This window comes from Luteimonas terrae (assembly GCF_004358165.1).
GTDB lineage: Bacteria > Pseudomonadota > Gammaproteobacteria > Xanthomonadales > Xanthomonadaceae > Luteimonas > Luteimonas terrae.
On the sequence record NZ_SMTG01000002.1, the window covers coordinates 1,531,787 to 1,544,527 of the forward strand.

Below are 12,741 nucleotides of genomic sequence, written 5' to 3' on the forward strand. Positions count from 1 at the left end.
GATGGACCTGCACGCGGCTCACATCGCCGCGTGCAGGCCCGGCCACAGCACGGGCGCGGCCAACATCCACAGCGCCATCGCGACCATCATCAGGTTCTCGGTCAGCGACACGAAGCCCAGCGGCACATTGCTGCCGCCACCGACGCAGGCGCACTTGAGCGTGCGCTTCTCGAGGTAGACCGCCTTGAAGACCGACACCGCTCCGATGCCACCGATCACGAGTGCGAGTGGCGCCGAGAACCAGGTCAGCGCGCCGGCGACCATGAGCACGCCGGCCACACCTTCGAGGAACGGGTACAGCGTGGCGTAGGGCACCCAGCGCTTCGCCAGCAGGTCGTAGTTGAGGAACATGCTGGAGAAGGTCTGCACGTCCTGCAGTTTCAGCAGCGCCAACACGCACATGCTCAGGGACACGAACCACTCGGCACCGCGGATGGTCAGCGGGCTGCCGGTCATGGCGTACGACAGTGCAAGCGCCATCAGCGCGGTCATCCCGAACAGCGCCGCGACCGGGCGATAGGTGGTCGCCTTCGGGTCGCGCACCTTCAGGCCGAGGAAGCGGCGCAGATCGTCATGGCCGCCGATGCGCACGCCGTCGATGAAGACCTGCGGTGTGGTCCGCACATCGTGTTCGGCCTTGAAGGCGTCGGTGGCCTCACGCGTTTCCAGCCAGTGGTCCTCGACCTCGTAGCCCCGGCTGCGCAGCAGATGCCGCGCCTTCAGACCGAACGGGCAGAGGTGCCCGGGCATCACCATGCGGTAGAGCACCGCGCGCGGGCGGGCAGCGGATGTCGTCATCGAAACACTCCTCTGGCGGCGCCTTGCCGGTGCCGGATGCCGCCCTGTATACCGTCCGTACCAGAGTACGGAGTCAAGTGTGGACACGATGACGATCTCGGCGCTGGCTGCGTCCGGCGGCGTCGGTGTCGAGACCGTGCGCTTCTACCAGCGCCGCGGCCTGCTCGACACGCCCAGCCGCGGTGGCGGCATCCGTCACTACGGTGACGCCGATCTGCGCCGGCTGCGTTTCATCCGCAGCGCCCAGGCCGCCGGCTTCACCCTCGACGGGATCGCCGAACTGCTGGCGCTGGACGCGACCCACGACCGCGCGCGCGTACGCGCCCTCGCCGATGCCCGCATCGCGGCATTGGACGCGAAGATCGCCGAACTCCAGCAGGCCCGCGATGCGCTGGCCACGCTGGCACAACGGTGCGGACATGGAAAGCGCGGTCCCTGTCCGATTCTCGAGGCCTTCGATACGGGGGCCGGGTCGCGTTGATGCCGCCTGCCGGAGTTTTCTCCTGAATGCGCAGATGCGACATGTCGAAAGACGCCGCCCTGATACGTCGTCCGGTATGAAGCTGTGCGGCACCCGCTGCATCGCCTCTCGCGCACCCGCGCCCCGACCAGGAGTCCGAAATGCCCTACATCGACGGTTTCGTGATCGCCGTGCCGACGGCCAACAAGCAGAAGTTCATCGACCACGCCAATCTCGGCGATTCGGTCTTCATCGAATACGGCGCGACCCGCGTGCTCGAGTGCTGGGGCGACGACGTGCCCGACGGCACGCGCACCGACTTCCGCAAGGCCGTGCAGGCCAGGGACGACGAGACGGTGGTCTTCTCGTGGATCGAATGGCCGGACAAGGCCACGCGCGATGCGGGCATGCAGAAGATGATGGATGGCACCGACCCGCGCATGGATCCTGAAAGGAACCCGATGCCCTTCGATGGCAAGCGGATGATCTACGGCGGCTTCTCGCCGGTGGTCACGCTGGACGGGAAGAACTGAGCACAGACGTGGTCCGGATCAAGGAAGACCAACTCGGCTGAACCGTCTCTTGCGTCACCCGTCGAGTGCCAGCATCAAGCCTGGCGGTCGACGGGAGGACGATGCGGCGGGTCAGGATGCTGTCCCGACTTGCGTCTGGTTTTGCTTCCCGGCCAAAAAATCCGGACGCGAACCTGGGCGATGGCGGAAGCCGCATCGACCCGTGAATCCGTCGGGCTCACCAGCGAGAAAAAGCGCGCCTTGCGACGCGCTCTTTCTTTCATTGATGACGCGCGGCGGTCAGCCCACGCGGAAACGGTCGGTATCGTCGCGCCCACTGTTGTCGCGGAGGTAGTTGCCGCCGGTGTACTGGTCGTGGGACACGTAGGCATCCTGCACCGCGGCCTTGGCGCGGTCCCAGTCCAGCGGCGAGTCGCCACGGCGGTTCGGCCAATCGCGCTCGAGTTCGCTGGCCAGCGAGTCGTCCCAGGCGCGATCGGCATGACGGCTGCGCGCATAGGCGCCGTAACGGTAGGCCGGCTGGTAGTGGCTGTAGTCGGCATCCGCGTCGCGGTAGCTCGCCTTCTCGAACGCGTCGGCGTGGTAAGCATCGCTGCGGGCATAGAGATCGTAGGTGCGATCGGTCCGGTCCCAAGCGTCACGGACGGCCGGGCGCGCATCGTCCCAGTCGAGCTTCGATGCACCGCGCGACTGGTCCCACTGGCGCTGCAGATCGGCTTCGGACTCGTCCCAGCCACGGGTGCGGTCGGCCTCGCGTGCCTGCAGTCCAAGCCCGTAGGCCGGCGCGTAGTCGCGGTCGTAATCGTGGCCGGACTTCACGTAGTCGCGGTTGGTGTGCGCATCACGCCAGTACTCGACTTCGCCGGTGGGATCGACGCGCTCGGCAACACCCTTGCCGACCGCGGCACCGGCGACGACGCCGATGGCCGCACCGATCAGCGTGCCCACGGGGCCGAACACCGTGCCGGCCGCTGCACCCGCCGCCACGCCGCCGGCCGCACCACCGACACCGACGCCGACCGGATGCGCGCCCGGCGCTTTGGTGATCGGGTCGCGATTCATGTCGCGGCCACCGTCCTGGATCTCGTCATGCTTGCTCATGGAACTCTCCGACGTGCGTTGGGTTGGAACGCGCAACGTGGCGGGCACGGCATGAAGTCGCCGTCGTCGAAAGCACAATGCGCGAGCCGACGGTTCAGCGCTGCGACGGCTGCGTCACGAGTCGGGCGACTTGCCTGCGCGCATGTCGCGATGGGGCAGATCCTCGCGATAGCGGAAGCGCGGCACGGCGCCCACGACCAGCATCGCGACGACCGTCGTGATCAGCGCCACCATTTCCTGGCCCATGCCGGCGGCCATGCCGATGGCGGCGGTCATCCAGACACCGGCCGCCGTCGTGAGGCCTTCGATGCGCTCCTCCTTGCCGAGCTTGAGGATCGCGCCTGCGCCGAGGAAGCCGATGCCCGACACCACGCCCTGCATCACCCGCGTGACGTCGGCGCCGTCGATCTCGGCCAACAGCGGCGCCAGCACGAACAGCGCCGAGCCGATCGAGACCAGGATGTGGGTCTTCAGGCCCGCAGCCCGACCCTTGCGCTCGCGCTCCCAGCCGACGATGCCGCCGAGGACCGCGGCCACCAGCACGCGGACCACGATCGTGGTCATGGTGTCGGCATCCGGCAGTTCGAGTTCGCGCGCGATGGCGCTGCCGATCTGGTCCAGAACACTCATCGCATCGAAACCTGCGGCGCACGCGTCGCCGGGTGCGTGGAATAACGCGGCATCGCGGTTCCCGAATCGGAAGGAGCCTCGAGCCTAGCCATGATCGGGTGGGACACGGGTGAGGGTTCGATGAAGCCGCAGCGCATCGCACGCGTCTGCACAACACTGCGTCCCGCGCTGCATGCGCGGGCGCCGCTTGAAATCGGCGTCGCGGCCAACAGGTCCGAAAGCCCCACGGCCGGAATGCTTCCCCATGCCCACCCTGTTCGATCCCCTGACCGCCGGCGCCCTGTCGCTGCCCAACCGCATCGTGATGGCGCCGCTGACGCGCAACCGCTCGCCCAAAGCCGTGCCGCTCGAACGCACCGCGCTCTATTACGCGCAGCGCGCGACCGCCGGCCTGCTGGTCACCGAAGCCACCGCGATCAGCCACCAGGGTCAGGGCTATGCCGACGTCCCCGGCCTGTACGCGCCCGAGCAGTTGGCCGGCTGGCGCCGTGTCACCGATGCCGTGCACGCGGCCGGCGGGCGCATCGTCGTGCAGTTGTGGCACGTGGGTCGCATCTCGCACACGTCGCTGCAACCCGATGGCGGCGCACCGGTCGCGCCCTCGGCGATCCGCGCCAGGAGCAAGACCTTCATCCACGATGCCGATGGCAACGGCGCCTTCGTCGACACCTCCGAGCCGCGCGCGCTGGAGCTCTCCGAATTGCCTGGCATTGTCGAGGACTACCGCCGCGCCGCGCGTGCGGCGATCGATGCCGGCTTCGACGGCGTCGAGGTGCATGCCGCCAACGGCTATCTGATCGACCAGTTCCTGCGCAGCGGCAGCAATGTGCGCACCGATGCATACGGCGGCAGCATCGAAAACCGCGCGCGCCTGCTCGGCGAGGTCATGCGTGCGGTGGTCGAGGAGATCGGCGGTGATCGCACCGGCATCCGCCTCTCGCCGGTGACCCCGGCCAATGATGCGCACGACCCGGATCCGCAACCGCTGTTCGCGCACGTGGTCGAACAGTTGGCCCCGCTCGGGCTTGCCTTCGTGCATGTCATCGAGGGGGCGACCGGTGGCAAGCGCGACTACACGCAGGGCGATGCGCCGTTCGACTACGCCGCATTGAAGGCGTCCTACAACGCCGCCGGCGGCCGCGGCGTCTGGATCGTCAACAACGACTACGGCAAGACCGACGCCGAAGCCGCGGTGGCCTCGGGTCACGCGGATGCCGTCGCATTCGGCCGCCCCTTCATCGCCAATCCGGATCTGGTGCGTCGCCTGCGCGAGGACGCGCCGCTGAACGTGCCCGACCAGGCCACGTTCTACGGCGGTGGCGATGCCGGCTACACGGACTACCCGACGCTGGACTGACGCCGGGCGTCCCGCTGCACACCCGCGCTCAGCGCGGGCGTGCGGGGTTGGGCGTCGTGCGGAATTCCTGACCGGTCACCGGGTCACGCGCGCGGTCGCCCGTCATCGGCTGTGCGCCGGGGACGATGCGGCCCTGCGCATCGCGCACCGGCGTCGGGGTCGTGGGCGCCGGCTGCATCGGCTGCACGGCGGGCGTCGCGGGACGCGCGGGTGTCGAGGGCCCCGTTTCCGGGATCGCGGCGGCAGGGCGTGCGCGCTGCGCGGGCGTAGCCGGCAACGTCGAAGGTGTCGTGGCGGGCGTGGTCTGCGTCGCGGGCTGCGGCGCCGGTGCGGGCCGCTGCAGCTGCTGGGCCCAGGCGGGCGCCGCTGCAGCGGCGATCAGCAGGGTCGCGGACAGAAGCGTCTGGGTACTTTGCATGGCGGTGTCTCAAGGCGGGGGCGTCCGATCCTGTCCCCGCTCCGATGCAGCGCCGATGAAACCTGCGCAGTCAGTCGACGCAGATAGTCGAGGCCACCCCCCCGCGCACGCGCTGCTGGCAGCCGAAGGGGTTGGTGTCCACGCTGCACTGTCCGCTGACCTGCGCGCCGTCGACCGAACCTTCGGACGCCATGCATTGGCCTTCGCACTGTGCGCTGTCGCTGCAGGCCTTGCCCGCGTCGGTGGTCTGGCGCAGGCACTGCTGGACCGGCGCGCGACCGAGCTGGGTCCACTGTCCACCCTCGCGCAGGCATTCGGCCTCGGTGATGACGGTGGCCTTGTCAGGGCCGCCGATCGGCGTGACGGCATCGCTGCGCTCGGCGGGTGCGCTGCACGCGGCCAGCAGGGCGACGAGGAGAACCGGAACGATGCGCTGGATCATGGAGACGTCCGCTTGGAAGGATGACGGCGAGTCTAGGTGCGCCCGTGTGAACCGGCGTGCATGGTGGCTGGCCGGGATATGACCCCATCCACGGCGTGGGCCGTTGCAGCGATGCGGAACCGCTGCGGCCGATGTCGAAATCCGGGATGCTCGACCGTCGTGATGATGTCACCGCCGGCCGGCGGCATCCCACCTCGAAACGGAGAACACCCATGCGCAAGCTCATCGTTGCCGCCTTCATCAGCCTCGACGGCGTCATGCAGGCCCCCGGCGGTCCGGAGGAAGACACCAGCGGCGGCTTCGCGTTCGGCGGCTGGACGGTTCCGCATGCCGATGCCGGATTCGGCGCGGCCATGCGCGAATTGTTCGCGCAGCCCTTCGAGCTGGTGCTCGGGCGCCGCACCTGGGACATCTTCGCCGGGCACTGGCCGCGGGTGCCCGAAGACGGCGACGACGCCGGTCTCGCGCGGTTGTTCAACGCCACGGCCAAGCATGTCGCCACGCACCGCGGCGAATCGCTCGACTGGCACAACAGCCATGCGCTCGGCGGCGACGTGATCGGCGCGGTGCGCGCGCTCAAGGCACAGGACGGCCCGGTGCTGCTGACCCAGGGCAGCAGCCTGCTGGTGCAGCAGCTGCTGGCCAGCGACCTCGTCGACGAGATCCGGCTGCTGACCTTTCCGGTGCTGCTCGGCGCCGGCAAGCGGCTGTTCGATGGACATGCCCTGCCCGCCTCGTTTGCGCTCGACCACGGCGTCGTGTCGCCGAACGGCATCGTGATCACGCGCTACGTCCGTCAGGGCGCTGTGGAGACGGGGTCGTTCGCGCTCGAGTGAAGGACGAGGTGAACGCGCGTTTCGGAGCTCGGAACGAACGGCGAAGCGTGACCGCGTCTCGGGTCGACGCGGTCGAACGAATCTGAACCGCTTCTCGCGGATCTGTCCGGCAGGGTGCCGTTCGACCTATTGACTACACATGTAGTCAGGCGCATGGTGACTACACGTGTAGTCACCAAGGATGCCGCCATGCCGAAGAAGACCGTCGGGGACCAGGAGCTGGCCCTGCTGCAGCACATCGACGAGGCCGGGCCCTCGACCGTCGGCGAGGTCGCCGCGGCATTCGGCGAGCCGCGCGGCCTCGCCCGCTCCACCGTGTTGACGATGATGGAACGGCTGCGCGCGAAGTCCTTCCTCAAGCGCAGCCAGCCCGGCGGCGGTGCCTACCGCTACGCGCCGACGACGCAGCAGGACGAAGTGGTGCGCAGCGCGATCGGCAGCTTCGTGGAGAAGACGCTGCAGGGCTCGGTGTCGCCATTCGTGGCCTGGATGTCGGAGCGCAAGCACGTCAGCGCCGACGAACTGGCCGAACTGGAGGCGCTGGTCGCCAATCTGCAGTCCAAGCACAAGGCGCGCTGACATGGCCCTCGCACACCTGATCGAACAGCTGTTGCCCCGCCTGCTGGCGGCCAGCGTGCAAAGTACGCTGCTGGTGGCCCTGGTCTGGGCCCTGTGCCGGCTGCTGCCGCGCATGTCGCCCGATACGCGCTGCTGGCTGTGGTGGCTGGTGGCACTGCAGCTCGTCGTCGGTCTGGCCTGGTCGTCGCCGATCGCGTTGCCGCTGCTGCCGGCCGTGGAACAGATGACGGTGATGCCGATGCAGGTCGCGCCGCTGGGCGAGGCGGGCATCGCGCCTGCGCAGATCGCCGACGACCCCGCGCAGATCGACGCCGCCGCGCCGGCCGTCTGGTCGTGGACCCTCGCATTGGCGCTGGTGTGGCTGGCGGGTGTCGTGGCGATGATCGCGCGCAGCCTGCACGGGCTGCGGGCGTCGCGCCGTCTCGTGGCGGCGGCTGCGCCCTGCGAAGACCGCACCTTGATGCAGGCGCTCGCACTGGCCGCGGACGCGCACGGCCTGCGCAAGGCCCCTGAGGTGCGCGTGTCCGATGCGATCGCATCGCCGCAGCTCATCGGCCCGTGGTCGCCGGTGCTGCTGTTGCCGGAAGGCTATGCACGCACGCTGCGCGCCGACGAGCTGGACATGGCGCTGACCCACGAGCTGGTGCACCTGCAGCGCCGCGACCTCTGGCTTGGGCTGCTGCCGACGCTCGCCCAGCATCTGTTCTGGTTCCACCCGCTCGCCCACTACGCAGCGCGCGAATACGGCCTCGCCCGCGAGGGCGCCTGCGATGCCGCGGTCCTCGCCGGTCACGAACACGGCGCGCACGCCTACGGCGCGCTGTTGCTGCGGCTGGGCATCGCGCCACGTCCCGACGCCGGGCTGGCGAGTGCCTCGCCCGACTACACCTTCCTCAAGCGGAGACTCACCATGCTGCAGACCACACGCCCGCTGTCGCGCGCGATCGCGTTGTCGACGACCCTGCTGGTCGCGGTCGTCGGCGTGATGCCCTATCGCATCACCAATGCCGCGACCCCGCCTGCGCCGCCCGCACCTGCCGCGCCGGAGGCACCGCCTGCGCCGCCCGCCCCTCCAGCCGCCGTGACCCCGAAAACCCCGGCCGCGCCGCCGGCACCGCCGATGCCCGTCACGCCCGCGATGCCGGCCGCGCCGCCGGCACCGCCCGCGCCCAGTGCTCCTGCTTCGAAATCGGTAAGCAGGCATGTCACGACGATCAGCTCTAACGCGATCACGCGCGGTCCCAGCGCTGCCGATGAGTCCTTCGTGCTTCTTGATGACGACCACACTATCGCGATGGGCTCCAACAGTGACTTCGCGGAGGCGGCAGCCTCGCGGGACGGCGAGGAATCGATGTTGTGGATACGCCGCGGCGACATTCGCTACGTCGTCCGCGACAGCGTGACCAGCGCCCGCATCCGTGCGGCCTTTGACGACATAGGCGAACTCGGCGTACAGCAGGGCGCGCTGGGCGAACGCCAGGGCGCGCTGGGCACAGAGCAGGGCCGACTGGGCAAACGTCAGGGCGAGATCGGCAGCCGGTTGGCCGAGCTGTCCTTGCGGGCTGCGCGTGACGGCGACGATGCCGCGCGCAATCGCGCGCTGGAAGAGCTGCAGTCAGAGACCCGCAGCCTCGGCACACAGATGGGCGCTCTCGCCCGCGAGCAGGCCGCGCTCGCCGGCGAGCAGGGCGAACTGGCCAAGCTGCAGACCCAGGCGCAGGCGCGTGCGAACCGCGAGGCGCGCGCGATCGTCGACGAGGTCATCGCCAGCGGACGCGCACAGCGGCTCTGAGCGGCGTCGTTGCACGTGTGACAGAAGCGGCCCGGTGACGGGCCGTTTCCGTATCTGCTCCTTGAGGAAGGGTTCAGCGCTCCGGCCAGTGCCACGGCGGCGCGTCGAGCAGGCCCTGCCCGTCGATCACGGTGCAGCTGTCGCGCTTGTCCAGACGCACCGTGTTGCACGCCGGAGTCTGCTCCAGCGCGGCGATCAGCCGGGTCGCGTGCGAGACCACCCAGACCTGCGTGCGCGTCGCGGCCTGCGCGATGAGCCGGCCCAGTGCCGGCAGCAGATCGGGATGCAGGCTGGTTTCGGGCTCGTTGAGCACCATCAGCGGCGGCGGGCGCGGCGTATGCAGCGCTGCGATCCACAGCAGGTAGCGCAGCGTGCCGTCCGACAGTTCCGCGGCCGACAGGGGCCGCAGCAGACCATGCTGATGGAACTGCAGCGAAAAGCGCGCGCCTTCGACCTGCACCGCGACGTGCGCGCCGGGGAACGCATCGGCCACGGCGGCGTCCAGCGCTTCCACATCGCCGATCTCGCGGATCGTTGCCCAGGCGGCAGCCAGATCGTGACCGTCATGGCTCAGCACCGGCGTGCGCGTGCCCAGCTGCGGCAGACGCGCCGGTGCATCGGCATCGGCGCGGAAGTGGTCGTAGAAGCGCCAGCCGCGGATGGTGTCGCGCAGTTGCAGCACCTCGGGTGCATGGCGCGGATCGGCGATCTGGCCGAACAGGCTTTCGAACGGATTGAGATGCTCGCCCGCCACACGCCACGCGCGTCCATCCCGCACGCGCGCGAGCGCGCCGCGTCGATCGACCAGCGTATTGCCCTGACGCAGGAACGGGCCGGCCCAGATCACTTCGCGCTTGATCTCGGGATCGCGCGCGAACAGCGACCGCGTCGGCACCGGCAGACCGAGATCGATCGCATACCCGAAGGTCTCGCCCGCGAAGCCGAGTTTCAGCGACACCGGCTGCTGCCGTGGCCCGCCCTGCACCGGCACCTCGCCGCGGCGCATCGGCGCACGCATCTCCGGCCCCGCCCACAGCGTCGACTGCAGACCGCCTTCGCGCGCCAGCGCAGACACCACGCCCCCCTGCGCGGTCTCGGCCAGCAGGCGCAGCGCGCGATAGAGACTGGACTTGCCGCTGCCGTTGGCGCCGATGACGAGGTTCAGCCGCCCCATCGGCACGACCAGTGCGTGCAGCGAACGGTAATGGGCGATGGCGAGCGTGGTGAGCATGGGCGCGTGCGGTGCGGAAGCGACGCGTCGTTCTATCGTCGCGTGATCGCAGGCCCTGCGATCTGCAACCGCACCCGCGCCAGCACGCTGTCGGACGCGAGATACAGTGTGCGCCCGTCATCGCCGAACGCGACGTTGGCGACCGCGCTGCCGGTCTCGATACGGCCCAAGCGCGTGCCGTCGGGCGCGAAGACCAGCACCCCACCGGGTCCGGTCGCGAACACCGTGCCATCGGCGGCGACGGTCATGCCGTCCGGCAGGCCCGGCGCGTCGTCGCCGACCAGTGCGGTCACGTCGGCGAACACCCGGCGCGACGTCACCGCGCCGTCGGCATCGAGGGCGTAGGCCATCCAGAGCGCGCGCTCGGGGTCGGAATTGGCGACGTAGAGCGTGCGCTGGTCGGGCGACAGCGCGATGCCGTTGGGGCGCGTCAGCGCATCGTCGAGCAGCTGCACGCGACCGTCGGCATCCAGCCGGTAGACGCCGTTGAACGGCAGCTCCTTGACTGGCGACGCGTCGAGATCCTTCAGCCCGTACGGCGGGTCGGTGAAGAAGATCGCGCCGTCGTCGCTGCGGACGACATCGTTGGGACTGTTGAAGCGACGGCCTTCGAACTCGCGCGCGAGCACCGTCTTGCGCTTCGTGCGCGGGTCCAGACGCGCCACGGTGCGGCTGCCTGAATCGGCCAGCAACACGGTGCCGCCCGGCTCGGTGTGCAGACCGTTGGCGCCCGCCTCCCGCAGCACGTCGAGCGGCGGACCGTCATAGCCCGACGGCTCCAGGAGCACCGAAACGCCCGCGGTCTCCGACCAGCGATGGATGCGGTTCTCCGGCACGTCGGTGAACAGCAGATAGCCGCGCCCGTCCTCGTCGACGACCCAGGTCGGACCCTCCGCCCACGTGAAGCCTTCGGCGAGCCGCTCGATGGGCGTGCCCGGTGCGACCACCGCGTCGAATGCCGGCGTCCACGCCGTCAGCGTGCCGATCGCGGGATGGGTGGCGGACGTGCTGGCGCAGCCACCGAGCAGCGCGGCGCACAGCACGCCGGAGAGCGGACGGAAGTGATGCATCGGCGGACCTCGCTGCGGACTCGGTCACACAGCCTGCCACGCATCGCCGCGACGCGGCGTCACTCAGATCCGCAACACCGCCTGTATCGCGCGCGCGATCCAACCGTTGAAGCGCATCGGCGCGTCGGACGCGGCCACCGAAATGCAGGCCGCGCCGATGCTCGTGACCGGCTGGTGTTCGATCTCCGCGTCGAGATCGGCGACATCGCCGGGCCCGAAATGGCCCAGCACGTCGTCGTAGGCGCCGCGCAGCACCAGCGTCAGCTCGTTGTTGCCGTGGCCGTGCATCGGCATGCGCTTGCCGGACGCGGTGCGCAGCATCAACAGCTGGCCGTCCGGACCGGCGTCGCCACCGCGCAGCATGTGGATGCCGGGCGCGATCGCGCGCCAGCGCAGGGTGGAATAGCGCTCGCCGAACCACGGCCGCAGGGGCGCGGGCAGCAGGTCGGGATCCGCGACGGCGGATGCCGCGGCGCGACGCGGCACGACGATGTCTTCGACCAGACGCGCCTGCAGCGCGTCGCGCGCGGTGGCCGACAGCGGCGCGCCGTCCTGCTGTTCGATCAGCCGCGCGCCGATGGCGTCGGCGGCGCGAAGCTCGGCGCGGCAGTGCGCGCACAGTTCGAGGTGGCTCGCGGCCACGGCTGCGAACGCGACCGGCAGCGCGCCGGACGAATAGCCGATCAGCGTCGCCGCGTCGAGATGGCGCGACGGGGCGATCATGCCTCGCCGCCCAGGCCGCGCCGCAGCTTGGCGAACGCGCGCCGCAGGGTGGATTTCACCGACCCGAGCGGCATACCCAGCTCGCTGGAAATCTCGGAGTGGCTCTTGGATTCGAGATACGACATGCGGATCAGGCGCGCCTGCCCCGCGGGCAGCGCGTCGATCGCGCGGCCGAGCCCCACGTGGTCGGTGAAGGCCTCGGGCGCGCTCGCGCCGATTTCGCCGTCGTCCTCGGGCTCGCCCAGCAGCTCGACATCCTCGTCCGGCCACGCGCTCGACGACGACGCCCTGCGCAGCCCGTCGATGTGCAGATTGCGGGCGATCCGGAACAACCACGTCCCGAGACTCGCGCGGTCGGCATCGAAGGAGCGCGCGCGCCGCCAGAGCCGCAGCATCGACTCCTGCACCAGATCCTCGGCCTGTGCGGCGCCGAGCCCCAGACCGAGCAGATAGCGGTTGAGGCGCGGAGCAAAATGGTCGTAGATGCGCATGAAGCAGTCGACGTCCGCGTGCGCGGCCACCCGGGACATCTGGCCGGACCAGTACAGCGCGTCCGGCGCCGGTTGGGCGAGAGCTTTCGACATGCGCGACGCCCCGTGCAGGGGCGTGACCTTGGAAGCGGCGGTGGGAGGCAGCTTGGGCATGGCGCCGTGTGCGGGACGTGCAGGTTGCGACCTGCACCTCTACGCGCGGACGCGGCGATCGGATGCGTGGGCGACCGAAGGCCGTTTGCGCGAAGACGGCGCCTCGTGCCCTCCGTTCGCACCGGCG

At 69.9% G+C, this 12,741-nt stretch carries 15 protein-coding genes; 6 read left to right on the forward strand and 9 right to left on the reverse strand.

Features of this window, described 5'->3' with window-relative positions; translation table 11 throughout:
• Window positions 1–18: 18 nt before the first annotated feature.
• Complete coding sequence (locus E2F49_RS07025; protein WP_133393146.1) at window positions 19–798, reverse strand: MauE/DoxX family redox-associated membrane protein; 780 nt, start codon at window positions 796–798, stop codon at window positions 19–21.
• 88 nt (window positions 799–886) lie between these two features.
• On the opposite strand from E2F49_RS07025, the gene E2F49_RS07030 reads away from it, so the two are divergent.
• On the forward strand, window positions 887–1,279 hold the full coding sequence (locus E2F49_RS07030; protein WP_133393496.1) for a MerR family transcriptional regulator: 393 nt from the start codon (window positions 887–889) through the stop codon (window positions 1,277–1,279).
• 140 nt (window positions 1,280–1,419) lie between these two features.
• A complete protein-coding gene (locus tag E2F49_RS07035; RefSeq protein WP_133393147.1) occupies window positions 1,420–1,791 on the forward strand; it encodes a DUF1428 domain-containing protein in 372 nt (123 codons plus the stop codon).
• Between the two features lie 279 nt (window positions 1,792–2,070).
• Here the strand turns inward: E2F49_RS07035 and E2F49_RS07040 are convergent, their stop codons facing one another.
• Window positions 2,071–2,892 (reverse strand): hypothetical protein, encoded by an 822-nt coding sequence (locus E2F49_RS07040; RefSeq protein ID WP_133393148.1) that lies wholly within the window; start codon window positions 2,890–2,892, stop codon window positions 2,071–2,073.
• A gap of 114 nt (window positions 2,893–3,006) precedes the next feature.
• The gene (locus tag E2F49_RS07045) at window positions 3,007–3,522 is read right to left on the reverse strand and encodes an MgtC/SapB family protein (RefSeq protein ID WP_055249278.1); all 516 of its coding nucleotides are present in this window, start codon (window positions 3,520–3,522) and stop codon (window positions 3,007–3,009) included.
• Window positions 3,523–3,766: 244 nt separating this feature from the next.
• Here E2F49_RS07045 and E2F49_RS07050 point away from each other — a divergent pair, with 244 nt between their 5' ends.
• Window positions 3,767–4,879 (forward strand): alkene reductase, encoded by a 1,113-nt coding sequence (locus tag E2F49_RS07050; protein ID WP_133393149.1) that lies wholly within the window; start codon window positions 3,767–3,769, stop codon window positions 4,877–4,879.
• 28 nt (window positions 4,880–4,907) lie between these two features.
• Here E2F49_RS07050 and E2F49_RS07055 read toward each other — a convergent pair whose 3' ends face one another.
• A complete protein-coding gene (locus E2F49_RS07055) occupies window positions 4,908–5,297 on the reverse strand; it encodes a hypothetical protein (protein WP_133393150.1) in 390 nt (129 codons plus the stop codon).
• A gap of 70 nt (window positions 5,298–5,367) precedes the next feature.
• The gene (locus E2F49_RS07060; protein WP_133393151.1) at window positions 5,368–5,739 is read right to left on the reverse strand and encodes a hypothetical protein; all 372 of its coding nucleotides are present in this window, start codon (window positions 5,737–5,739) and stop codon (window positions 5,368–5,370) included.
• Between the two features lie 212 nt (window positions 5,740–5,951).
• Here E2F49_RS07060 and E2F49_RS07065 point away from each other — a divergent pair, with 212 nt between their 5' ends.
• The 3 genes from E2F49_RS07065 (at window position 5,952) to E2F49_RS07075 (ending at window position 8,946) form a co-directional block, all read left to right on the forward strand.
• Entirely contained in the window at window positions 5,952–6,575 is a 624-nt protein-coding gene (locus tag E2F49_RS07065) for a dihydrofolate reductase family protein (protein WP_133393152.1), read from the forward strand.
• Window positions 6,576–6,764: 189 nt separating this feature from the next.
• A complete protein-coding gene (locus E2F49_RS07070) occupies window positions 6,765–7,154 on the forward strand; it encodes a BlaI/MecI/CopY family transcriptional regulator (RefSeq protein ID WP_133393153.1) in 390 nt (129 codons plus the stop codon).
• Window position 7,155: 1 nt separating this feature from the next.
• Window positions 7,156–8,946, forward strand: a complete 1,791-nt coding sequence (locus tag E2F49_RS07075) for a M56 family metallopeptidase (RefSeq protein WP_133393154.1) — start codon at window positions 7,156–7,158, stop codon at window positions 8,944–8,946.
• Between the two features lie 73 nt (window positions 8,947–9,019).
• On the opposite strand, the gene E2F49_RS07080 is transcribed toward E2F49_RS07075, so the two are convergent.
• The 4 genes from E2F49_RS07080 to E2F49_RS07095 form a co-directional block, all read right to left on the reverse strand.
• Window positions 9,020–10,177 (reverse strand): AAA family ATPase, encoded by a 1,158-nt coding sequence (locus E2F49_RS07080; RefSeq protein WP_133393155.1) that lies wholly within the window; start codon window positions 10,175–10,177, stop codon window positions 9,020–9,022.
• 32 nt (window positions 10,178–10,209) lie between these two features.
• The gene (locus E2F49_RS07085) at window positions 10,210–11,247 is read right to left on the reverse strand and encodes an SMP-30/gluconolactonase/LRE family protein (RefSeq protein WP_133393156.1); all 1,038 of its coding nucleotides are present in this window, start codon (window positions 11,245–11,247) and stop codon (window positions 10,210–10,212) included.
• 63 nt (window positions 11,248–11,310) lie between these two features.
• Complete coding sequence (locus E2F49_RS07090) at window positions 11,311–11,970, reverse strand: ChrR family anti-sigma-E factor (RefSeq protein ID WP_425481340.1); 660 nt, start codon at window positions 11,968–11,970, stop codon at window positions 11,311–11,313.
• A complete protein-coding gene (locus E2F49_RS07095) occupies window positions 11,967–12,554 on the reverse strand; it encodes a sigma-70 family RNA polymerase sigma factor (protein ID WP_133393157.1) in 588 nt (195 codons plus the stop codon). Before E2F49_RS07095 ends, E2F49_RS07090 begins: the two co-directional genes overlap by 4 nt.
• Between the last annotated feature and the right edge of the window lie 187 nt (window positions 12,555–12,741).